At 65.5% G+C, this 21649-nt stretch carries 14 protein-coding genes and 1 tRNA gene; 12 read left to right on the top strand and 3 right to left on the bottom strand.

The features are described from left to right. The first annotated feature begins 21 nt into the window (after positions 1 to 21). The gene (locus tag ACGFK1_RS18950) at positions 22 to 1866 is read left to right on the top strand and encodes an ABC transporter ATP-binding protein/permease (RefSeq protein ID WP_393432397.1); all 1845 of its coding nucleotides are present in this window, start codon (positions 22 to 24) and stop codon (positions 1864 to 1866) included. On the opposite strand, the gene ACGFK1_RS18955 is transcribed toward ACGFK1_RS18950, so the two are convergent. Together ACGFK1_RS18955 and ACGFK1_RS18960 are read right to left on the bottom strand one after the other, a co-directional pair. Further along, entirely contained in the window at positions 1861 to 2226 is a 366-nt protein-coding gene (locus ACGFK1_RS18955; RefSeq protein ID WP_393432293.1) for a hypothetical protein, read from the bottom strand. The genes ACGFK1_RS18950 and ACGFK1_RS18955 overlap by 6 nt on opposite strands. 82 nt (positions 2227 to 2308) lie before the next feature. Beyond that, positions 2309 to 2381 (bottom strand) — tRNA-Arg (locus ACGFK1_RS18960). A gap of 65 nt (positions 2382 to 2446) precedes the next feature. Between ACGFK1_RS18960 and ACGFK1_RS18965 the strand changes: the two genes are divergently transcribed. The 6 genes from ACGFK1_RS18965 (at position 2447) to ACGFK1_RS18990 (ending at position 11305) form a co-directional block, all read left to right on the top strand. Continuing rightward, entirely contained in the window at positions 2447 to 2875 is a 429-nt protein-coding gene (locus ACGFK1_RS18965; RefSeq protein ID WP_393432296.1) for a group I intron-associated PD-(D/E)XK endonuclease, read from the top strand. Between the two features lie 196 nt (positions 2876 to 3071). Further along, positions 3072 to 4556: a wax ester/triacylglycerol synthase family O-acyltransferase gene (locus ACGFK1_RS18970; RefSeq protein ID WP_393432299.1), complete on the top strand. Its 1485-nt coding sequence runs from the start codon at positions 3072 to 3074 to the stop codon at positions 4554 to 4556. Next, positions 4553 to 6178, top strand: a complete 1626-nt coding sequence (locus tag ACGFK1_RS18975; protein ID WP_393432302.1) for an HAD-IB family hydrolase — start codon at positions 4553 to 4555, stop codon at positions 6176 to 6178. Before ACGFK1_RS18970 ends, ACGFK1_RS18975 begins: the two co-directional genes overlap by 4 nt. Further along, on the top strand, positions 6175 to 8523 hold the full coding sequence (locus tag ACGFK1_RS18980; protein ID WP_393432305.1) for a glycerol-3-phosphate 1-O-acyltransferase: 2349 nt from the start codon (positions 6175 to 6177) through the stop codon (positions 8521 to 8523). Before ACGFK1_RS18975 ends, ACGFK1_RS18980 begins: the two co-directional genes overlap by 4 nt. Positions 8524 to 8567: 44 nt before the next feature. Beyond that, a complete protein-coding gene (locus tag ACGFK1_RS18985; RefSeq protein ID WP_393432307.1) occupies positions 8568 to 10571 on the top strand; it encodes a cytochrome c oxidase assembly protein in 2004 nt (667 codons plus the stop codon). After that, the gene (locus tag ACGFK1_RS18990; RefSeq protein WP_393432310.1) at positions 10568 to 11305 is read left to right on the top strand and encodes a class I SAM-dependent DNA methyltransferase; all 738 of its coding nucleotides are present in this window, start codon (positions 10568 to 10570) and stop codon (positions 11303 to 11305) included. The genes ACGFK1_RS18985 and ACGFK1_RS18990 overlap by 4 nt, the downstream gene beginning before the upstream one ends. 226 nt (positions 11306 to 11531) lie before the next feature. Here the strand turns inward: ACGFK1_RS18990 and atzF are convergent, their stop codons facing one another. Next, positions 11532 to 13145: an allophanate hydrolase gene (atzF, locus tag ACGFK1_RS18995; protein ID WP_393432313.1), complete on the bottom strand. Its 1614-nt coding sequence runs from the start codon at positions 13143 to 13145 to the stop codon at positions 11532 to 11534. A gap of 153 nt (positions 13146 to 13298) precedes the next feature. Between atzF and ssb the strand changes: the two genes are divergently transcribed. From ssb to ACGFK1_RS19020, 5 genes are all read left to right on the top strand, one after another. Further along, entirely contained in the window at positions 13299 to 13748 is a 450-nt protein-coding gene (gene ssb / locus ACGFK1_RS19000) for a single-stranded DNA-binding protein (protein WP_393432316.1), read from the top strand. Between the two features lie 96 nt (positions 13749 to 13844). After that, the gene (ettA, locus tag ACGFK1_RS19005) at positions 13845 to 15521 is read left to right on the top strand and encodes an energy-dependent translational throttle protein EttA (protein ID WP_393432319.1); all 1677 of its coding nucleotides are present in this window, start codon (positions 13845 to 13847) and stop codon (positions 15519 to 15521) included. 78 nt (positions 15522 to 15599) lie between these two features. Continuing rightward, positions 15600 to 20435 carry an NAD-glutamate dehydrogenase gene (locus ACGFK1_RS19010; RefSeq protein WP_393432322.1) on the top strand — a complete coding sequence of 1612 codons (4836 nt, stop codon included), beginning with the start codon at positions 15600 to 15602 and terminating at the stop codon, positions 20433 to 20435. A 44-nt stretch (positions 20436 to 20479) separates the two neighbouring features. Beyond that, the gene (locus tag ACGFK1_RS19015; RefSeq protein WP_393432400.1) at positions 20480 to 20842 is read left to right on the top strand and encodes an acyl-CoA thioesterase; all 363 of its coding nucleotides are present in this window, start codon (positions 20480 to 20482) and stop codon (positions 20840 to 20842) included. Continuing rightward, complete coding sequence (locus ACGFK1_RS19020; protein WP_393432324.1) at positions 20839 to 21513, top strand: hypothetical protein; 675 nt, start codon at positions 20839 to 20841, stop codon at positions 21511 to 21513. Before ACGFK1_RS19015 ends, ACGFK1_RS19020 begins: the two co-directional genes overlap by 4 nt. The last annotated feature ends 136 nt before the right edge of the window (positions 21514 to 21649 follow it).

Here is a 21649-nt window from a genome sequence, read left to right on the forward strand (position 1 = left end):
TTGGTCGAGTCCGCGTGGTGGATGCTTCAGACTTGGGCGGTCAGTGCCGTGTGCGTCGTGGTGATCGCCGTGCTGCTGATCCGATACACCGCGTGGGCCAAGCGTTTCTGGCGCGTCACCGGCGATTATTTCACCGGCGCCGCGAGCTTGCCCGTCTGGATGACCCTGGCGGTGCTGTTGTTTTCGGTGATAGTCGAGGTGCGCATCGCCGTCCTGCTCAGCTACTACAACAACGACGTCTATTCGGCGCTTCAGGTGGCGTTTCAAGGCGTGGGCGCGCACAACGCGGCGCAACGGATCTCAGGCATACATGGATTCTGGAGTTCGATCACCGTCTTCTGCATCCTGGCTGTCATCCATATCGGCCGAATCGTCGGCGATACCTGGCTGACCCAGCGCTTCATCATCCGCTGGCGGGTGTGGCTGACCGACCGATTGACGGGGGACTGGCTGACCTGCCGCGCCTACTACCGTGGCCGCTTCACCGGAAACACCGTCGGCAATCCGGATCAACGAATCCAGCAGGACATCGACGTCTTCACCACCGGGGTCGGTACCGGGCCCAATATCCCTTCGTACTATTCGCAGAGCATCCTGCTGTTCGGTGCGGTCAACTCGGTGGCTTCGGTGGCGTCGTTCACCGCCATTCTGTGGCGACTGTCGGGATCATTGACGGTGTTCGGCGTCGAGATCCCAAAGGCGTTGTTCTGGATCGTCATTGCTTACGTCATCACCGCCTCGATCATCGCTTTCCGGATCGGCCATCCGCTCATCCGACTGAGTTTCCGCAATGAGCAGACCAATGCGGCCTTCCGGTATGCGTTGGTTCGGCTGCGGGATTCGGCTGAGGGCGTTGGCTTCTACCGTGGCGAGAAAGCCGAACGCGAACTCCTCGACACCAGATTCAGTGCCGTCATTTCGAACTATCGGCTCTACGTGAGAAGGACTCTCGGCCTGGTCGGCTGGAATTACACGGTGACCGAGGCCATTTTGCCGTTGCCGTTCGTGTTGCAGGCACCACGGTTGTTCGCGGGCACAATCAAGCTGGGGGACGTGATGCAATCCGCGGGCGCATTCGGCAAGATCGAGTCGGGAATGTCGTTCTTCCGCAACGCATACAGCCAGTTCGCCAGTTACAACGCCGCCGTCATCAGGTTGCACGGGCTGACGGAGGCCAACGAGCGCGCACGGGAGCTGCCGGTGCTGCCAAGCGAGCCCAGCATGGACGGTTCTGTCGAATTGGTCGGCGTGCAGGTGCGCACGCCGACGGGCGAGCACCTCATCGATTCGCTCGATCTACGGCTCGAGCCGGGCGAATCATTGGTCATCATCGGCGCCTCGGGCAGCGGCAAGACCACTCTGCTGCGCAGCCTCGCCGAGTTGTGGCCCGCCGCCACCGGTCTGTGGCGTCGGCCGGCTGATGATCACGCGACGATGTTCGTATCGCAGCTGCCGTACCTGCCGCTCGGCGATCTACGCACGGCGGTGTCCTACCCGGCCAGGGTCGGCGACGTCGCCGACGAGCGGTTGCGCGATGTGCTCAGTTCGGTCTCGCTGCCACACCTGCGCGAGCGGCTGGACGACGAGCGGGATTGGTCGAAGGTGCTCTCACCGGGAGAGCAGCAGCGCGTCGCGTTCGCCAGAGTGTTGCTGACCCGGCCCAAGGCGGTGTTTCTCGACGAAGCCACCTCCGCGCTGGACGAGGGCCTGGCGCTCGCGCTGTACGAGCTGCTGCGCGCGCAGATGCCCGACACCATCGTGGTGAGCGTCAGCCACCAGGACTCGCTGGAGACGCTTCACGATCACCGCCTCGACATCGTCGGAGCAGGCGCCTGGCGGATGACGCGACTCACACCAACGTCATGATGCGCCGCGCTGCTGGGCGGCTTGCGACAGCGCGTTGAGCAACGGGTTCTGCGCCATCGCCTGCCGCCGCTCCTCTTCGGTCAACTGATAGAACATCCACATTCCCCACGCCGCGGGCCGGATGTACACCGTCACGCCCTGCTTCGCGCCGGTGCTCTGCTGGAGCACAGCGGGGATGCGAACGGCCCTGTCGAGGGTGGCGGAGCTGACCAGCTCCTCCGAAATCTTCTCGACGTCCACGCCGTCCTGGAGCTCGTACACGGACGGCTGATTGGTCATGCTTGCGGTGCTCTGGAGGGCGAGAAACCACGGCATCCACGTGTCCTTCTGTCGCTGCGAATCGACGTCAGCGTAAGGCATGGCGCCAGCGCCCCGTGCCGCGATGGCCGCGTCCTTAAGGCGGGTACCGACCCTTACGGGTGGGTGACCAGCGAAGATGACGCACCCCCGGCAGGACTTGAACCTGCGACCTACCGCTTAGAAGGCGGCTGCTCTGTCCGCTGAGCTACGGGGGCAAGCGAACCCACCCTAGCTGAATTGCCGCGGACCGATGGATGGGCCGTCCATTACTCTGGAGTGGATGGTGAAACACCACACCAAGGACAAAGGCGATCTGGCCGTCGCCAAAGTGCACGCCGACTTGGTCAGTAAAGGCTTTACGGTGCTTTTTCCGGCGACGGAGCATGCACCGTTCGACCTCGTCTCGTATGCGGCCGGGAAATTTCAACGCCTTCAGGTGAAGTACCGGTCCGCTCGCGGGGGAACCGTCAAGGTCCACTTTCGCTCGATGTGGGCCGACCGTAATGGAACACACGTGACGCCCATGGACAAGAACGCTATCGATACGGTTTGCATCTACTGCCCGGACACGGACGATTGCTACTACATCCAGCCAGAGGCACACGGCGCTTCGGTGACTTTACGAATTACTCCGAGTCGGAACGGCCAATCAGCAGGGGTGTTGGATGCCGCGGCCTTCCGTGACCTGCCGCATGCGCTTCGCGGCTGAGCCGATGCGCAGCCGTGAATCAAAGGACGAATCTGGCGTCGAGGCTTACCGTCGATGCCCGAAACAGGACTTGAGGATGAATGGCAGCCCTTCGCCGCAGGAACCCGGCGCCGCAGCAGCTATTACAGACACGCCCCGACAGGCAGCGGACTAGCGTGGTGGCAGCACATCGCCGTTAAGGAGGGGAGCGACGAGCATGAGTGACGTGCCGGATCTCGACGCAGACGGACTTCCGGAGGAACTCAGCGCGTTCGACCAGATACTGCATCGCGGCGAGGCGCATCCACGTACCCGTTCCGGCATCATGACCATCGAGTTGCTCGACACCACCCCGGACTGGGACGCCTACCGGGCCCGATTCGAGCACGCGTCCCGCAAGGTCCTGCGGCTGCGGCAGAAAGTCGTGATGCCGACGCTGCCCACCGTCGCGCCGCGGTGGGTTGTCGATCCCGATTTCAACCTCGATTTCCATGTCCGTCGCCTGCGCGTCCCCGAACCGGGCACGCTGCGCGAGGTGTTCGACCTCGCCGAGGTCGCCGCGCAGTCGCCGCTTGACATCTCCAGGCCGCTGTGGACGGCAACACTTGTCGAAGGCCTCGAAGGTGGCCGCGCCGCCCAGTTGGTGCACCTCAGCCACGCGGTGACCGACGGCGTTGGCGGTGTCGAGATGTTCGCCAATCTTTACGATCTCGAACGAGACCCACCGAAGCAGCCCCCGCCGCCGCTTCCTGTTCCTCAGGACTTGTCACCGAACGATCTGATGCGCCAAGGGCTTAACCGGCTGCCCGGCACGATCGCGGGCCGGGTACGCGGCGTGCTGTTCGGCGCGGCGCACGTGGTGGGCGAGATGGTCCGCGATCCGATATCGCGGATGGGCGACGTCGTCGAGTATGCGATGTCCGGCGCCCGCGTGGTCGGCCCGGTCGCCCCGCCGTCACCAGTGCTGCGGCGCCGCAGCCTGTCGTCGCGCAGCGACGCCATCGACATCGAATTCGGGGCGTTGCACAAAGCCGCCAAGGCGGGTGGCGGCTCGATCAATGACGCGTATCTGGCCGGGCTCTGCGGTGCTCTGCGCCTCTATCACCAAGCCAAGGGCGTGCCGATCGACGCGCTGCCGATGGCGGTGCCGGTCAACCTGCGGTCCGAAGCGGATCCCGCTGGTGGCAACCGATTTGCCGGCGTCAACCTCGCCGCTCCGATCGGCCTGCAGGATCCGCAAGTGCGCATCAAGAACATCCGCTCGCAGATGACCCGTAAGCGTGAGGAACGTGCCATCGACATGGTCGGCGCGATCGCGCCGGTGCTGTCGTTGATGCCCGATTCGGTGCTCGAGTCGATGGCCGGCTCCATCGTCAACTCCGATGTCCAGGCCAGCAATGTGCCTGTCTACGCAGGAGACACCTTCATCGCGGGGGCCAAGGTGTTGCGCCAGTATGGCATTGGGCCTCTGCCGGGTGTGGCGATGATGGTCGTGCTGATCTCGCGCGCTGGTTACTGCACGGTGAGCACCCGCTACGACCGCGCGTCGATCGTCGACCCCGACCTCTGGGCGCGCTGTCTGCTTGCAGGATTCGATGAAGTGCTGGCTCTCGGCGGCGAAGGCCGCGCGGCGCCTGCGACGTTCGCCGTCGACGCTCCAGAACCCAGTCCAGTGTCACCGAACGGGAGTGCGGCGCAATGACTTCGGCTAACGGTCAGTCCAACCAACGGACCATGCGGCTGCCCGGATCGGTCGCCGAGATCGAGGCCAGCCCCGCCGGACCCGAGGTCGGCGCGTTCTTCGATCTGGACGGCACCCTGGTGGCCGGATTCACCGGCGTCATCATGACCCAGGACCGGCTGCGCAGGCGCCAGATGTCCGTCGGTGAGTTCATCGGCATGGTGCAGGCCGGCCTCAACCATCAGCTCGGGCGGTCCGAGTTCGAGGATCTGATCGGCAAGGGCGCCCGAATGCTGCGCGGCAACTCCCTTGACGACATCGATGAACTGGCCGAGCGGCTGTTTGTGCAGAAGATCGTCAGCCGGATCTATCCCGAGATGCGCGAACTCGTCCGCGCTCACATGGCGCGAGGCCACACCGTCGTGCTCAGCTCGTCGGCGCTGACGGTCCAGGTGGAGCCGGTTGCACGATTCCTCGGCATCAAGAACGTGCTGAGCAACAAGTTCGAGACGGATGAGCACGGGCGGCTCACCGGTGAAGTGCTCACGCCGATCATCTGGGGGCCCGGAAAGGCAAGGGCGGTTCAGGCATTCGCCGCCAAGAACGGTGTGGACCTGGCGAAGAGCTACTTCTACGCCGACGGCGACGAAGACGTCGCGCTGATGTATCTGGTGGGCAATCCGCGACCGACCAACCCGGCAGGCAAGCTGGCCGCCGTCGCGGCCAAACGTGGCTGGCCCGTGTTGCGATTCACGAGTCGCAGTGGCAGCAGCCCGGTTTCGCAACTTCGGACCGCGGCGGGAATCGCATCCATGGTGCCCATCGCCGCTGGCGCACTCGGGCTGGGATTGCTCACCCGCAACAGACGCACGGGCGTCAACTTCTTCACGTCCACGTTCGGGCGGACCCTGCTGAACACCATCGGGATCAACCTCAACGTGCTGGGCAAGGAGAACCTGACCGCCCAACGGCCCGCGGTGTTCATCTTCAACCACCGCAACCAGGCCGACCCGCTCATCGCCGGGCGGTTGGTGAACGACAACTTCACGTCGGTCGGCAAAAAGGAACTCGAGAGCGATCCCATCGTCGGCACCATGGGCAAGATCATGGACGCCGCGTTCATCGACCGCGACGACCCACAGAAGGCGATCGAAGGACTCAAGAAGGTCGAGGAGCTGGCGGGCAAAGGCCTGTCGATCCTGATCGCGCCCGAGGGTACTCGGCTGGACACCACCGAGGTAGGCGAGTTCAAGAAGGGGCCATTCCGAATCGCGATGTCAGTCGGAATTCCGGTGGTGCCCATCGTGATTCGCAATGCCGAGGTGATCGCCGCCCGTGACTCGAGCACGTTCAACCCTGGCACGGTTGACGTCGTGGTGTATCCGCCGATTCCGGTCAACGACTGGACGCACGACAACCTTTCCGAGCGCATCGCCGAAGTCCGCCAGTTGTACCTGGACACGCTGAAGGACTGGCCGCACGACGAACTGCAGTTACCGGACTTGTACAAGCGTAAGAAAGCGCCGGCGAAGAAGGCGCAGGCGAAGAAGGCGCCCGCCAAAAAGGCTGCCAAGAAAGCTCAGGCCAAGAAGGCCGCGGCGAAGAAAGGGGCCACGAAGGCCGCCGCGAAGGGCCGGTCGTGAAGGTATCCGCCGACCAGTTCGCGCCTTTCACCGCCACCGACGACTCTCTTGTGCTCGCGTCGGTGTCGTCGCCTGCCGAAGAGGAACTGCTGAAGGACTGGCTGGCGCAGCAGCGACGTGAGCACCCCGACTCCAACGTCGACGTGTTGCGGCTGCCCGCCGATGGTGAACCGTCGCCGGGGACGCTGGCCCGGCTCGTCGAGGAGTTGGACGCGGACGAGGATCGGTCGGTCGTTCCGGTGCGCGTCTTCTGGGTGCCGGGTGGTCTGCCTACGCGCTCGAAGGTGGTGGCGCTCATATCCGGCCGAGACACCTACCGCCCGCCAGAGGTGCTGCAGAAGCGGATCCTGAGGAAGGACCCGTCGCGCGCAAGGGTGGTCGCCGGTGAGCCTGCGAAGGTCTCGGAGCTGCGTCAGCAGTGGAATGAGACCACCGTCGCCGAAAACCCCAGGGAATTCGCACGGTTCGTGATCCGGCGCGCTGTGTTGGCGATTGAACGGGTCGAACTGCGGCTACTCGGGCCGGAATACAAGTCGCCGCGGCTGATCAAGCCCGAGCTGCTGGCGTCCGCGCGATTCCGCGATGGGCTGGAAAAGATCCCCGGCGCGACGGTGGAGAAGGCCGGCGAGATGCTCGACGAGCTGTCTACCGGTTGGAGTCGGTTTTCCGTCGACCTGATTCCGTCCCTGGGCCGGGCCATCTTCAGTCGTGGTTTCGACCCGAACATCGATTACGACCGCAGCGAAGTCGAAGCCATGCGCCGCGGGTTGGAGCATCACCCCGCAGTGCTGTTGTTCTCGCACCGCTCGTATCTCGACGGGGTCATCGTGCCGGTGGCCATGCAAGAGAACAGGCTGCCGCCGGTGCACACCTTCGCGGGTGTCAACCTGTCGTTCGGCTTCATGGGCCCGCTGATGCGTCACTCCGGCGTCATCTTCCTGCGTCGCAAGCTCGACGATCCGCTGTACAAGTATGTGCTGCGGCAATTCGTCGGCTACATCGTCGAAAAGCGGTTCAACCTGAGCTGGTCGATCGAGGGGACCCGCTCGCGCACCGGAAAGATGCTGCCGCCCAAGCTCGGCCTGCTCGCCTACGTCGCCGATGCCTACCTCGACGGCCGCAGCGACGACATCCTGTTGCAACCGGTGTCGATCAGCTTCGACCAGTTGCACGAGACAGCGGAATACGCGGCCTACGCCCGTGGTGGCGAGAAGACGCCGGAGAGCCTGTCCTGGATGTACAACTTCATCAAGGCGCAGGGCGAGCGCAACTACGGCAAGATCTACGTCCGCTTCCCCGAGGCGGTGTCGATGCGGGAGTATCTCGGCGAGCCTCACGGCCCGATGACCAACGACGAGGCCGCCAAACGCCTAGCGCTGCAGAAGATGGCGTTCGAAGTGTCGTGGCGAATTCTGCGGGCGACGCCGGTCAACGCGACGGCTTTGGTGTCGGCACTGCTCTTGACCACGCGCGGAGTCGCTCTGACATTGGATCAGCTGCACCACACATTGCAGGACTCGCTGGATTACCTGGAACGCAAACAGATCCCTATGACCAACAGCGCGTTGCGGCTTCGTACGGCTGAGGGCGTTCGCGCCGCGTTGGACGCGTTGTCCAACGGCCATCCGGTCACGTGTGTCGACGGCGGCAAGGAACCGGTCTGGCGGATCGCGCCGGAAAACGAGCATGAGGCGGCGTTCTACCGCAACACACTGATCGACGCGTTCCTCGAGACGTCGATCGTCGAGTTGGCGCTGGCGTATGCGCAGCGAACGCAATCCAACCGGCTGGAAGCCTTCTGGTCACAGGCGATGCGATTGCGCGACTTGCTGAAGTTCGATTTCTACTTCGCGGACTCGGCAGCATTTCGCGAACACGTGGCCGAAGAGATGTCCTGGCACGAGAATTGGGAAGACCATGTCGCGGCGGGCGGTGACCAGATCGACATGCTGCTGCGGGCCAAGAAGCCGTTGATCGCGGGTGCCATGCTGCGGCCGTTCTTCGAGGCGTACGAGATCGTGGCGGACGTGGTGCGCGACGCCCCCGCCGAGATCGGCGAGAAGGAACTGACGACGCGTGCGCTCGGGGTGGGCAATCAGTACGTCGCGCAGAACCGGGTGCGCAGCAACGAGGCGGTGTCGGCGTTGCTGTTCGCCACCGCGCGCCAGGTGATCGCCGACCAGCATCTGCTCGAGCCCGCCGCCGACCTCGACGAGCGGCGCCAGGCGTTCCGCGACGAACTGTTCGGTGTCCTGGCCGATATGGACAAGGTCGAGCAGGTCGCGCGCGAACAGTTCTACGCCAGAGAGACCGCGCGCCGGGCGTTGCGGAGCAAGTCGGCGTAGGACGGCCCTACGGGGCAGTCGCCGAGAAGCCATACGCTGGTGAGGTGACCACTGTGCCCACCAGCGTGCGCAACAGCGCGGCATGGCCTGTGCTGCTCGGCGTCGCGGTGCTGGCCGGGGCCGTCGCAGCGGGTATCGGAGCGCTGTCGCTGGCCGACGCGCTGACCGCCACCGGGCTGCCGAACCCAGGACCTGTGACCACCTACGGCCTGCCTTTCGTGCGGGCGGCAGGTGAGATCGCCGCCGTGCTGGCGGTGGGGGCGTTCCTGTTCGCGGCGTTTCTGGTGCCGCCGCAGCCGAACGGCGTGCTCGACGCTGCGGGCTACCGGGCGCTGCGGCTCGGAACTTCAGCGTCGGCCGTCTGGGCCGTGTGCGCGGCGCTACTCGTGCCGTTGACTGTGTCGGACGTCTCCGGTCATCCGCTCAGTGAAAACCTCAATCCTGTCAACATCTGGTCGGCGGCGAGTCTCGTCGACACCGCTGTGGCGTGGCGCTGGACGGCGTTCATCGCCGCCGGTGTCACACTGGCCAGCCTTCCTGTGCTGCGATGGGCGTGGACGCCCGTGCTACTGGCCGGCGCCGTGGTCTCGTTGGTGCCGCTTGCGCTGACCGGTCACTCGTCGGCGGGCGGTTCCCACGATCTGGCCACCAACAGCCTGCTGATCCACTTGGTCGCGGGCTCGCTGTGGGCGGGCGGTCTGTTGGCGTTGTTGGCGCATGCGCTGCGGTCGGGACGACATGCCGATCTGGCCGCCAGGCGGTTCTCGGCGCTGGCGCTGTGGTGCTTCGTGGCGATGGCGGTCAGCGGCGTCATCAACGCGGCGGTGCGGATGCGGCTGACCGATCTGGTCCAGACCCGATACGGCTGGCTGGTGATCGGCAAGGTGATTGCGTTGTGTGTGCTCGGCCTCATCGGCTGGCGCCAGCGGCGCAGCGGCTTGGCGGCGCTTCGGTCCGATCCGGAGGCGCGCGGGCCGCTGCTGCGGCTGGCCCTGATCGAGGCGGCCGTCTTCGGCGCGACGTTCGGTATCGCGGTCGGGTTGGGCCGCACACCACCGCCGCCGCTGCTTTACGAGCCGAGCCCCGTCGAACTCGCGCTCGGGTACGGCTTCGACGGGCCGCCGACCGTTGCTCGGGTGTTGTTCGACTGGCGCTTCGACCTCATCTTCGGCACCGCGGCGATCGTGATGGCCGGGCTGTATCTGTTCGGGGTGCACCGGTTGCGGCTGCGCGGCGACGGGTGGCCGGCGGGACGCACTGCGGCATGGCTGTGCGGGTGCGCGGCGCTGCTGTTCACCACGTCGTCGGGGCTGGGCCGCTACATGCCCGCGATGTTCTCGATGCACATGATCGGGCACATGATGCTGTCCATGCTGGTGCCGGTGCTGCTGGTGCTGGGCGCGCCGGTGACGCTGGCGCTGCGTGCGCTGCCGACCGCGGGACGTGGGCAGCCGCCGGGGCCACGCGAATGGCTGCTGGCAGCGCTGCATTCGCGGGTATCGCGGTTCCTGACCCATCCGATCGTGGCCACGGTGGTGTTCGTCGCCGGGTTCTACGGCCTGTACTTCGGCGGCATCTTCGATGCCGGGGTGAGCAGCCACGCCGCGCACGTGCTAATGAATGTGCACTTCCTGCTCAGCGGATACCTGTTCTACTGGGTGGTGATCGGTGTGGATCCGACACCGCGGCAGATCCCTCAACTCGGCAAGGTCGCGATGGTGTTCGCGTCGCTGCCGCTGCATGCGTTCTTCGGCGTGGTGCTGATGGGAATGCAGACCGTGCTCGGCGCGCCGTTCTATCGGTCGTTGGCGTTGAGCTGGCACACCGACCTGATCGGAGATCAGCGGCTGGGCGGTGGAATCGCTTGGGCGGCAGGCGAAGTTCCGCTTGTGCTGGTGATGATCGCGTTGTTGATCCAGTGGCGGCGCAGCGATCAGCGTACCGCCAAGCGACTGGACCGAGCCGCCGAGCGCGACGATGACGCCGAGTTGACCGCATACAACGCGATGCTGGCGGAGTTGGCCAAACGGGACACCCGCTCGTCGTGACCACCGACGACGGGTTCTTCGGTGAAGAGATCGCGGCCACCTACGACGCCGCGACATCGGGCATGTACGACCAGAGCATCATCGACTGCGTCGTCGACGTGCTGGCCGAGCTCACCGGGGACGGCCGAGCACTGGAGTTCGGCATCGGCACGGGACGCATCGCCATTCCGCTCGCTCGACGAGGCGTCGAGGTGCAGGGCATCGACTTGTCGCGGGCAATGGTTGCTCGGCTGCGGGAGAAGCCGGGTGGATCGGGAATGAAGGTGGCGATCGGAGACTTCGCCGACACTCGCGTACCCGGAGCGTTTTCGCTGACCTACTTGGTGTTCAACACGATCGGCAACCTCACGACGCAAGACGCACAGGTGGCGTGTTTCCAGAACGCTGCCCGCCACCTGCAGCCCGGTGGGAGCTTCGTCGTTGAGGTCGGTGTCCCCGCTCTGCGGCTTCTACCGCCGGGCCAACGCGCTGTCCCGTTCGACGTGGGCGACCGATGTTGGGCCTATGACCTCTACGACTGTGCAACGCAGTCGATGACGTCGAACTACGTCGATGACCTCGACGGCACAGCCCGACTCCGCTCTATGCCATTTCGCTACGTATGGCCCGCCGAGCTGGACCTGATGGCACGCATTGCCGGGATGAATCTTGTTGACCGATGGGAAGACTGGGATCTGCGGCCGTTCACCCACGACAGCACGCGGCACGTGTCGATATGGCAGAAACCGGCCTGACGACATCCGGCTTTGCGTAACGCTGCGGCGGAAAAAGGGCCGGAATGTCGCCGTAGCGTTACGCAAATTAGACGCTCGCCCCGGTCGGTCCACCGACCTTGATGGGCGCGAACCAGGGCGCTCCCCGCAAAGGGCGGGACACACGCGAGCGCGCAGAACGCTCATTGGCGGCTGCGCTCCAAGCGCGCGCCGCTCAATCATTCGAGTGGCCACTCGACCGCGAAGATTAGACCGCGCCCGCCGCGATCGCCGCCGGCCAGCTGCCGTGCGCGCTGATGTCGGGTCCGGTCGGGGCGGCACCGTCGCATCCGAACGCGGTTCGCCATGTGCCGTCGTCGAATTCGACCTTGCCAAGCTGCATCGGGGTGGGCAACGCGGCGAGGAACCGGCCAAGTGCTGCGGGGGACAGCAGCCACCGGTGGCCGCGTAACGCGGCGCCTCGCGCATCGTCAGGCACCCGGGTGATCGCCGGTTTTGGGGGAGCGGTCGGCAGCACCGACATCCGGTAGTGCGGCGCCGTCGTCGCCTCGCCTGCCCAACGAGCGCCGAGGTCGGTGAGCTGATGCGCCAGCGGGCCGCCCCGCAGATGGGCGCCGAACACCACCAGCTCGACCGCATCCGCGGCGGCCAGCGGCCAAACGCCGTCGGGCGCTTGCTGTCCCGTCACCAACGCCGCGATGTCGAACGCGACGGCATCCTCGAAGGCACGCGCCAGCACCGTCACACCGAATTGCGCCTCTCCCGCGGCGCCCGCGGGCACCGACACCGCGCACAGATCAAACAGGTTGCAGAAGTTGGTGTAGGTACCCATCCGGGAGTTGACGCCAACCGGGTCGCCCGCCACTTCGTCGATGCGCGGATGCATGGGAGCGGTGGGTACCAGCAGCGCGTCGACACCGTCCAGTCCGGACATCGCAACTCGGCGCAACCGGTCGACCTCACACCGGTCGCGGACGAGCCGGTGCGCCGGGATGTCGCGCGCCGCGGTCACGATGCCGCGCACGATCGGATCCAGTGTCGCGTCGGGATGCGTGTCGATGAATTCGCCGACCGCAGCGTACCTTTCGCTGACCAACGCTCCGTCGTACAGCAGCTTGGCGGCCGCCAGGAACGGCGCGAAGTCCACCGTGACGACGCGCGCCCCAGCCGCAATCAGGGTGGCGACGGCAGCGTCGAACGCGCCGCGCCACTCGCGGTCCAACTCGGGCAACTCGTCGGGGACCGCCACCACCGGATTCGGTGGGGCGGCCAGTCGGACGTCGGTGGGCCATGGGCGATCACCGGCGCCCGCGGCCATCACGCCCATCGCGCGGTTCGCCAGCTCGACGTCGGCCGCGAAAATCGTGACGCAGTCATAGGATTCGCAGGCGGGCACCACACCATCGGTCGAGATCACCCCGACGGTTGGCTTGATTCCGACGATGCCCTGCAAGCCCGCGGGCACGCGGCCGGATCCTGCGGTGTCGGTGCCGATCGCGATGTCTGCTTGGCCGGTAGCCACCGCCACCGCCGATCCCGAACTGGAACCTCCGCTGATGTATTCGGGCCTGCGGCTGTCCGACACCACCCCGTGCGGGGACCTGGTGCCGACCAGACCAGTGGCGAACTGGTCGAGGTTGGTCTTGCCGACGACGACGGCGCCCGCGGCCCGCAACGCCGCCACGACAGGGGCGTCCCGTTCGGGCCGGTACGCGAACTCCGGGCAGGCGGCGGTGGTTGGCAAGCCTGCGGCGTCGACGTTGTCCTTGACCGCGAGCCGCAGCCCCGCCAGTGTGCCCGTGCTGCGCTCCAGCTCAGCGGCGACCTCGGCCTCGGGTCTGCGAGTGATCCACACCGTCATGACGATCAACCTAAGGCCGATTGATCCACAGCGCGCACTTCATCCACAGGGGCGGCGCTGACGTGGACGCGAAGGGACGCGGTGTCGGGGCCGCGGCGGTCAATGGGGGTGCGACGCGCGTCGCGGTTTGAGATGACATGAGAGGACTGAGCAATGTTCGAGACGCCCATCACCGTGGTCGGCAACATCGTCAACGACCCGCACGGCCGCAGGGTCGGTGACCAGGAAGTGATCAAGTTCAGGGTCGCCAGCAACTCGCGCAGGCGCACGGCCGACGGCAACTGGGAACCTGGCAATTCGCTGTTCGTCACCGTCAACTGCTGGGGCAAGCTGGTCACCGGCGTCGGTGCCGCCCTCCGCAAGGGTGACCCGGTGATCGTGGTCGGTCACGTCTACACCAGCGAATACGAAGACCGTGACGGCAACCGCCGGTCGAGCCTGGAGATGCGCGCCACGTCCGTCGGGCCGGATCTGGCGCGGTCGATCGTGCGGATCATCGAGAAGACGGCCTCAGCCAGGGACGCAGCGCCGGCGGCCGACGACTCCACGGAGGAAACGGTGGTCGAGGCCGAAGACGAGACGCCCATGCCGTTGTCCGCATAAACCGCTCGACCAGCTCTGGTCGGTCCCGCCGGTGTGGTCACGCCTACGATGGTCCGCGAGCAGTACCAAAGACTCGCGAAAGGCAACACAACGGCAATGGCCGAATTCATCTATTCGATGCGGAAGGTCCGCAAGGCGCACGGCGACAAGGTGATCCTTGACGACGTCAGCCTAAACTTCCTTCCTGGCGCGAAGATCGGCGTGGTCGGCCCGAACGGGGCAGGCAAGTCGAGCGTCTTGCGGATCATGGCCGGGCTGGACACCGCCAACAACGGCGATGCGCTGCTGGCACCGGGCGCCAGCGTGGGCATCCTGCAGCAGGAGCCGCCGCTGAACGAGGAGAAGACCGTGCGCGGCAACGTCGAGGAGGGCCTCGGCGACATCAAGGTCAAGCTCGACCGCTTCAACGAGGTGGCCGAACTGATGGCCACCGACTACTCCGACGAGCTGATGGAGGAGATGGGCAGGCTCCAGGAGGAGTTGGACCACGCCGACGCATGGGATCTCGACTCACAGCTGGAGCAGGCAATGGACGCCCTGCGGTGCCCGCCGCCCGACGAACCGGTGACGAACCTGTCCGGCGGTGAGCGGCGCCGCGTCGCGCTGTGCAAGCTGTTGCTGTCCAAGCCCGATCTGTTGCTGCTCGACGAGCCGACCAACCACCTCGACGCCGAGAGCGTGCAGTGGCTCGAGCAGCACCTCGCCGAGTACAAGGGCGCCATCCTGGCCGTCACGCACGACCGGTATTTCCTGGACAACGTCGCCGAATGGATCCTCGAACTGGACCGCGGCCGCGCCTACCCCTACGAGGGCAACTATTCGACGTATCTGGAGAAGAAGGCCGAGCGCATCGCCGTGCAGGGCCGCAAGGACGCCAAGCTGCAGAAGCGGCTCAAGGACGAGCTCGCGTGGGTCCGCTCCGGCGTCAAGGCACGGCAGGCCAAGAGCAAGGCCCGTCTGCAGCGCTACGAGGAGATGGCGGCCGAGGCCGAGAAGACCCGCAAGTTGGACTTCGAGGAGATCCAGATCCCGACCGGGCCGCGACTGGGCAGTGTGGTGGTCGAGGTCGAGCATCTCGACAAGGGCTTCGGCGGCCGCACGCTGATCAAGGATTTGTCCTTCACGCTGCCGCGCAACGGCATCGTCGGTGTCATCGGGCCCAACGGTGTCGGTAAGACGACGCTGTTCAAGACCATCGTGGGCCTCGAGCAGCCCGACAGCGGCACCGTGCGGATCGGCGAGACCGTCAAGTTGTCCTACGTCGACCAGAGCCGTGCGGGCATTGACCCGAACAAGACGGTCTGGGAGGTGGTGTCCGACAAGCTCGACTACATCGAGGTCGGCCAGAACGAGATCCCGTCGCGGGCTTACGTCTCGGCGTTCGGTTTCAAGGGCCCCGATCAGCAGAAGCCGGCAGGGGTGTTGTCCGGTGGTGAACGCAACCGGCTCAATCTGGCGCTCACCCTCAAAGAGGGCGGCAACCTGATCCTTCTCGACGAGCCCACCAACGACCTCGACGTGGAGACACTGAGTTCGCTGGAGAACGCGCTCGAGAACTTCCCCGGCTGCGCGGTGGTGATTTCCCACGACCGGTGGTTCCTCGACCGCACCTGCACGCACATCCTGGCGTGGGAGGGCGACGACGACAACGAGGCCAAATGGTTCTGGTTCGAAGGCAACTTCGCCGCCTACGAAGAGAACAAAGTGGAAAGGCTGGGCATCGATGCGGCCCGTCCGCACAGGGTGACCCACCGCCGCCTCACACGCGACTAGTGTCGATTTGCGTACCACAAAGCCGCTTCGGCGGCGACATGCACCGAGGCTGGTATGGGCGCGTAGGTAGGAGCGGCGATGACGGTCAACCCGGGGACTGGCACAGGCGTCGGCAGATCGCCGGCGCCGCCGCTCAGCCAGGACACCATCGCCCGGCTGGCGCGGGCCTATATGGCGACCTATCGGGGCCCGCACGGTGACGCCCCCGGCGCCGATGCGACGGTCACGGCACCGGTTCGCGCGGCCGTCAGCACACTAATCTCGCCCGCGATGATCGACGCCCAGCTGCGAATGGGCGCTCACCGGGCGTTCGGCGACACCCGAGTCGCGGTCTACGGCGAAGACGACCCGGCCGGTTTCGGGCCTGCGCTGCAAATCGTCACCGACAACGCGTCGATGCTGATGGACTCCGTCACGGTGCTGCTGCACCGGCTCGGGGTGGCCTACAAGGCGATCATGAACCCGGTGTTCCGGGTCCGGCGTGGGCCCAGCGGCGACCTGCTGGCCATCGAACCCGCCTCGGGCGCGCCGTTCGGCGATGGTATCGACGAGACGTGGATCCACGTTCAACTCGCCGACTCGTGCGACCCGAAGACCATCGACGAGGTCAAACGCCTGTTGCCCGGCGTGCTCGCCGACGCCCGCCAGGTGGCGTTGGACTCCACATCGATGACCGCGATGTTGATCAGCCTGGCCGCCGAACTCGACTCCGACACGCAGGGCAGGTTCCCGGCCCCCGACCGCAAAGACGTTGCGGCGCTGCTGCGTTGGTTGGCCGACGGTCATTTCGTGTTGCTTGGCTACCAGCGCTGTCAGGTCAGCAACGGCCAGTCCGCCGTCGACCCGTCGAGTCGTCTCGGGGTGCTGCGCCTGCGCACCGATGTGCTCCCACAACTCACCAAGAACGACGACCTGCTGGTGCTCGCGCAGGCCACGATGCCCAGCTTCTTGCGCTACGGCGCCTATCCGTACATCGTGGTGGTCCGCGAGAACACCCACGGGACCGTCATTGAGCACCGCTTCGTCGGGTTGTTCACCGTGGCCGCGATGAACGCCAATGTGCTGGAGATACCGCTGATTTCGCGCCGCGTCAACGACGCGCTCGCGATAGCGCACCGCGACCCCAGCCATCCCGGCCAGCTGCTGCTCGACATCATGCAGACCATCCCGCGGTCGGAGCTTTTCGCGTTGTCGGCCAAGGAACTGCTCGATATGGCGATGGCGGTGGTCGATCTCGGCTCACGGCGCCGCACCCTGCTGTTCCTTCGGGCCGACCAACTCGCGCATTTCGTGTCGTGCCTGGTGTACCTGCCCCGTGACAGGTACACGACGGCGGTACGGCTGGAGATGCAGGACATCCTGGTCCGCGAGTTGGGCGGAGTCAGCATCGACTATGCCGCGCGGGTCAGCGAATCACCCTGGGCGGTCGTACATTTCACTGTCCGGCTACCCGAGGGCCGCCGTCAGCAGGATATCGACGTCTCGCTGGAGAACGAATCCCGAATACAGGACCTGCTCACCGAGGCCGCGCGGACGTGGGGTGACCGGCTGATCGGTGCGGTGAAAACCGGCTCGATCACCCAGGCCATGGCCGAACACTACGCGGGCGCCTTCCAAGAGGTGTACAAGCAGGCGGTCGCCCCGCTGGATGCCATCAACGACATCGCGATCATCGAAGAGCTGCAAGACAATTCGGTGAGGTTGGTGCTCGGCGAGCGCGACAAGGACGGCGTCGCGCAGCTCACCTGGTATCTCGGCGGGCGGTCGGCGTCGCTGAGTCACCTGCTGCCGATGCTGCAGTCCATGGGCGTGGTGGTGCTCGAGGAGCGGCCCTTCACCGTCGCCAGGCCCGACGGACTGCAGGTGTGGATCTACCAGTTCAAGGTTTCGCCGCACCCCGACATCCCCACGCCATCGGAGGGCCCTGACCGCGCCAGCATGGCCGATCGGTTCGCCGACGCGGTCACTGCGATATGGCACGGTCGCGCCGAGATCGACCGCTTCAACGAACTGGTGCTGCGTGCGGGGCTGACCTGGCAACAGGTCGCGTTGCTGCGGATGTACGCAAAGTACCTGCGGCAGGCCGGTTTCCCTTACAGTCAGTCCCACATCGAGGGCGTCATCAACGGCAACGCGGCCACCGCGCGGTCGTTGGTCGAGTTGTTCGAGGCACTTTTCGATCCTGCACCATCGGACGACACCCGCCGCCGGGACGCGCAAGCCGCCGCCGCGGCGGTGGCCGCCGACATCGACGCGCTGGTGAGCCTGGACACCGATCGGGTACTGCGGGCCTTCGCATCGATGATCCAAGCCACGCTGCGTACCAATTACTTTGTCACCAAATCTGATTCGGCGCGCGCGCAGAACGTCTTCGCGGTCAAGCTCAACCCTGGCGTTATCGACGAACTGCCCTTACCGCGGCCGAAGTTCGAGATCTTCGTGTACTCGCCGCGGGTGGAGGGCGTGCACTTGCGGTTCGGGTTCGTGGCGCGTGGCGGCCTGCGGTGGTCGGATCGCAAGGAGGATTTCCGCACCGAGATCCTCGGGTTGGTCAAGGCGCAGGCGGTGAAGAACGCTGTCATCGTGCCGGTGGGCGCCAAGGGCGGCTTCGTCGTCAAGAAACCGCCTCCAGCAGACGATCGTGACGCGTTCCGCAACGAAGGCATCGCCTGTTACAAACTGTTCATCGCGGGCTTGCTCGATCTCACCGACAACGTCGACAAGGTCACCGGCAACGTGGTCACGCCTGCGGATGTCGTGCGCCGCGACGGCGACGACGCCTACCTCGTCGTGGCCGCCGACAAAGGCACCGCGACGTTCTCCGACATCGCCAATGAAGTGGCCGCGTCGTATGGCTTCTGGCTCGGCGACGCATTCGCGTCGGGCGGTTCCGTCGGCTACGACCACAAGGCCATGGGTATCACTGCCAAGGGTGCGTGGGAGGCCGTCAAGCGGCACTTCCGCGAGATCGGCGTCGACACCCAGACCGAAGATTTCACCGTCGTCGGGATCGGCGACATGAGCGGCGATGTGTTCGGCAACGGCATGCTGCTGTCCAAACACATCCGCCTACTGGCCGCCTTCGACCATCGGCACATCTTCATCGACCCCAATCCCGACGCCGCGACGTCGTGGGAGGAGCGGCGGCGGATGTTCGACCTGCCGCGGTCGTCGTGGGACGACTACAACCGGTCGCTGATCAGTGAGGGTGGCGGCGTTTACAGCCGCGAGCAGAAGTCGATCGCCATCAGCCCGCAGGCCCGTACCGCGCTTGGCATCGCCGAGGGCATCGAGGAGCTGACGCCACCCGCGCTGATCAAGACGATCCTCAAGGCGCCCGCTGACCTGTTGTTCAACGGCGGGATCGGCACCTACATCAAGGCGGAGACCGAATCGGACGCCGATGTCGGCGACCGCGCCAACGACCCGGTGCGGGTGAACGGAAACCAGGTGCGGGCCAAGGTGATCGGCGAGGGCGGCAATCTCGGCGTCACCTCTCTCGGCCGTATCGAGTTCTGCCTGGCCGGTGGGCGCAGCAACACCGACGCGATGGACAACTCCGCCGGTGTGGACTGCTCCGACCACGAGGTCAACATCAAGATCCTGGTGGACTCGCTGGTGACCGCCGGCAAGGTACGCGCCGAGGACCGGACCCAGCTGCTGGTGTCGATGACCGACGAGGTAGGCCGATTGGTGTTGGCCGACAACGAGGATCAGAACGATCTGATGGGCACCAGTCGCGCCAACGCCGCCAGCCTGCTTCCTGTGCATGCGCGAATGATCAAGGACTTCGTCGCCGAGCACGGGCTCAACCGCGAACTCGAGGCGTTGCCGTCGGAGAAGGAGATCAACCGCAGGACCGAAGCCGGGCTCGGGTTGACGTCGCCAGAACTCGCGACCCTGATGGCACACGTCAAGCTGGTGCTGAAGGACGAGGTCCTCGCCAGCGAACTTCCCGACCAGGAGGTGTTCGCCTCGCGGTTGCCCGAGTACTTCCCGCACAACCTGCGCGATCAGTTTGGCAGCGAGATCCGGCAACACCAACTGCGCCGGGAGATCGTCACCACCATGCTGGTCAACGATCTGGTCGACACCAGCGGAATCACCTACGTCTACCGGGTATCCGAGGACGTCGGTGTCCGGCCGGTCGACGCGGTGCGCAGCTACGTGGCGACCAATGCGATCTTCCGGGTCGGCGAGGTGTGGCGACAGATCCGCGCGGCGGACGTTTCGGTGGCCGTCTCCGATCGCATGACGCTGGATCTGCGCAGGCTCATCGACCGCGCAGGGCGCTGGTTGCTCAACTACCGGCCGCAACCGCTTGCGGTGGGTGCGGAGATCAACCGGTTCGCGGAGAAGGTCCGTGTGCTGACGCCGCGGATGTCGGAGTGGTTGCGCGGCGACGACAAGGTGATCGTGGAGAAGGAAGCGCGCGAATTCAGTGCGCAAGGCGTCCCCGAGGACTTGGCCTACATGGTGGCGACCGGGCTGTACCAGTACAGTCTGCTCGACGTGATCGACATCGGCGACATCATCGACCGTGACCCGGCAGAGGTCGCCGACACCTACTTCGCTTTGATGGCCCGTCTTGGCACCGACGGCCTGCTGACAGCGGTATCGCGCCTGGTACGTGACGACCGCTGGCATTCGCTGGCCCGCTTGGCGATTCGCGACGACATCTACGGGTCGATCAGGGCGCTGTGCTTCGATGTGCTGGCGGTGGGTGAACCCGAGGAGAGCGGCGAGGAGAAGATCGCCGAGTGGGAGACCACCAACAGTTCGCGCGTCAGCAGGGCTCAACGCACGCTGGCCGAGATATACCAAAGTGGCGAGCTGGATCTGGCGACGCTGTCCGTGGCGGCGCGCCAGTTGCGCAGCATGACCAGAACGAGTGGAACAGGAACTACTGGGTGAATGGTTTTGTGGCGCCGGTACATGTGCGGTGGTCCGACATCGATATGTATCAGCACATCAACCACGCAACGATGGTCACCATCCTCGAAGAGGCCAGAATCCCTTTCCTGCGTGAACCCTTCGAGGCCGTGATCGAGGAGATCGGGCTGCTCATCCACGAGGTGAAGATCCTCTACAAGGGTCAGTTGCGGCTGAGGGATTCGCCGTTGCAGGTGACCATGTTCTCCAAGCGGGTGCGGGCGGTCGATTTCACGATCGGATACGAGGTTCGGTCGGTTCGTAAGGATCCGGATGCCAAGCCTGCGGTGATCGCCGAAACGCAGCTTGCGGCGGTGCACATCAAAGAGCAACGGCTGCAGCGACTTTCGCCCACCCAGCGTGAGTACCTGCAGCGCTATCTTCGATGACCGGACCCGAACGCGGTATCTGGCTCGATGACGCCACGCATCGCGAAGACCTGACGACGTTCACCGAGCGGGCCATGCGGCTGGACGAGGCGGCGGTGATCCGACTTCGTGAGCGGGCGGGCGGCTTTGTAGTGGCCTGGGTGGCAACCGGTTTCGACGTGTTGGCCAGCCGAGTGGTGCGTGGGCGGATTCGGCCGGGTGACCTCAGCGCCGCGGCCGATGCGTTGTCGACCGGGCTGACCACGATGGACCGCAGCGGCTACGTCGACCCGGGGTTTCCGATGGATTCCGCCTGGCGGGGCGCGCTTCCGCCCCCGACGGGTTTCGTGCACCTCGACGATGTGCCTGCCCGCGCGGTGCTCGAATTGGCCCAGCGCGGTACGGCGCTGGTGAAGGAGCATTCCAGTGCGCATGGCCCGCCCGCGTCGCTGCTCGACCAGGAAGTGGTCTCGGTGACCTCGGGCGACGAGAGCGTCGGCATCCCGATGCGCTGCGTATTCGCTTTGACCGCAATGGGTTTCCTGGCGCAGTCGGCGGAGCAACTGGATCCCGCGACCGTGTCCGCTGACGAGATCGTCCGAGTGCGGGTGCTGCCGACATGGCTACGCATCGACGCCCGGTTCGGATCGGTCTACCGCCGCCGCGGCGACCCCGCGGTGGTGCTGCGCTAGCTTTTCCCCGGCGAGCAGACGCAAAACTGCCCTATTTGCCGGGCGGTTTCTAGCGCTGGGTGCAACAGCTTCTTGTTGAGGGGTTGTCATGAGGGTTCCGCGTTATCCGTTTGTGGGTCGTCGGTTCTGGGAGTTG

It is taken from the genome of Mycobacterium sp. NPDC048908, assembly GCF_043197955.1.
GTDB lineage: Bacteria > Actinomycetota > Actinomycetes > Mycobacteriales > Mycobacteriaceae > Mycobacterium.

Coding starts and splice junctions, on each gene's coding strand:
- ACGFK1_RS18950 (WP_393432397.1), top strand. CDS start 22: ATGCTTCAGACTTGGGCGGTCAGTGCCGTGTGCGTCGTGGTGATCGCC.
- ACGFK1_RS18955 (WP_393432293.1), bottom strand. CDS start 2,226: ATGCCTTACGCTGACGTCGATTCGCAGCGACAGAAGGACACGTGGATG.
- ACGFK1_RS18965 (WP_393432296.1), top strand. CDS start 2,447: ATGGTGAAACACCACACCAAGGACAAAGGCGATCTGGCCGTCGCCAAA.
- ACGFK1_RS18970 (WP_393432299.1), top strand. CDS start 3,072: ATGAGTGACGTGCCGGATCTCGACGCAGACGGACTTCCGGAGGAACTC.
- ACGFK1_RS18975 (WP_393432302.1), top strand. CDS start 4,553: ATGACTTCGGCTAACGGTCAGTCCAACCAACGGACCATGCGGCTGCCC.
- atzF (WP_393432313.1), bottom strand. CDS start 13,145: ATGACGGTGTGGATCACTCGCAGACCCGAGGCCGAGGTCGCCGCTGAG.
- ssb (WP_393432316.1), top strand. CDS start 13,299: ATGTTCGAGACGCCCATCACCGTGGTCGGCAACATCGTCAACGACCCG.
- ettA (WP_393432319.1), top strand. CDS start 13,845: ATGGCCGAATTCATCTATTCGATGCGGAAGGTCCGCAAGGCGCACGGC.
- ACGFK1_RS19010 (WP_393432322.1), top strand. CDS start 15,600: ATGACGGTCAACCCGGGGACTGGCACAGGCGTCGGCAGATCGCCGGCG.
- ACGFK1_RS19015 (WP_393432400.1), top strand. CDS start 20,480: ATGTATCAGCACATCAACCACGCAACGATGGTCACCATCCTCGAAGAG.
- ACGFK1_RS19020 (WP_393432324.1), top strand. CDS start 20,839: ATGACCGGACCCGAACGCGGTATCTGGCTCGATGACGCCACGCATCGC.